Source organism: Streptomyces milbemycinicus, from assembly GCF_002154605.1.
In the GTDB taxonomy this organism is placed as follows: domain Bacteria; phylum Actinomycetota; class Actinomycetes; order Streptomycetales; family Streptomycetaceae; genus Streptomyces; species Streptomyces milbemycinicus.
On record NZ_MUNE01000821.1, the window covers coordinates 1 to 1,117 of the forward strand.

Below are 1,117 nucleotides of genomic sequence, written 5' to 3' on the forward strand. Positions count from 1 at the left end.
GCGCGGTCAGACCCGGAGATGTGCTGGGGCATTCGTCGCCTTGTGCCGTTCTGCCATGACGTGGGTGAGGAGGTGCGCTTCCGCCGGAAACCTAGTGAGCGTAGCGTGACTGAGCCATCGCGGTATGCGAAGGGAGTCGGCTCGGCGGTGTGCGGATACGGTCATCGCCTCAACCCTTTCACCCGATTGCCCCAAATCTGGGGATCGCCTCGCCGTGTGCCGTCTTTCCGGCGATCTGTCGGAGCCAACTCCCAACGGTCGCCATGACGTTCGACAAAACCCAGGGCAAGCAGCTCATACAGCCGGCTCAACGCTTCCTCGCAGCTCGTCCCCGAGTCCCGGGCGACCTCGCGTCCATCGCTGCCGCCCTGTGCCGACAACGCTTCCAGGACGCGTGCCGTCACGGGATCGAGCAGGTCCCGCTCCACCAGTGGCCCCTGCCGCGCGGGCGCGAGCTCCCCGATGCCGCCCACCAGCTCGGCCACTTCATCCGCGTCAGTGACCAGAACGGCCTCCCCGCGCAGCAGTTCATGGACCCCCGAGGAGAGCCCGCTGGTGACCGGGCCCGGCACGCCCATGGTGTGCCGCCCGAGCTTGAGCGCCCGGCGTGCGGTGACCAGGGACCCGCTGCGGTACTGGGCCTCGACGACGACCGTGCCGCGGGTGAGCGCGGCGATGACCCGGTTGCGCAGTACAAAACGGCTGCGGGTCGGATGCGCGCCGGGCGGTAACTCCGCCAGCACCAGGCCCTGTTCCGCGATGCGCTCGATCAACTCGGCGTGACCCCGCGGGTAGGGGATGTCCACACCGGAGGCGAGTACGGCGATGGTCGCCCCGTCTGCCGCCAGCGCGCCGCGGTGCACGGCGCCGTCCACGCCGTGGGCCGCACCGGAGACCACCACCCAGCCCCGCTCGGCGAGCCCGGCCCCGAGCGTCGCCGCGACATGCGCGCCGTAGTCGCTACAGGCCCGGGCGCCCACCACTGCGACGGAGCGCAGCGCCCACATCCGCAGCGAGGGCCGGCCGCGCACCCACAGCCCGACCGGGCGGGCATCGCCCAGGTCGTCGAGCTGACCGGGCCACTCCAGGTCGCCGGGGCATACGAACCGTCCGCCGC

Annotated in this window: 1 protein-coding gene; it reads right to left on the reverse strand. The window is 71.4% G+C overall.

From position 1 onward, the window contains the following. Positions 1-161: 161 nt before the first annotated feature. Positions 162-1,117: DNA-processing protein DprA (dprA, locus tag CCN51_RS46995; RefSeq protein ID WP_086860982.1), on the reverse strand; the 956-nt coding region annotated here is incomplete at its 5' end.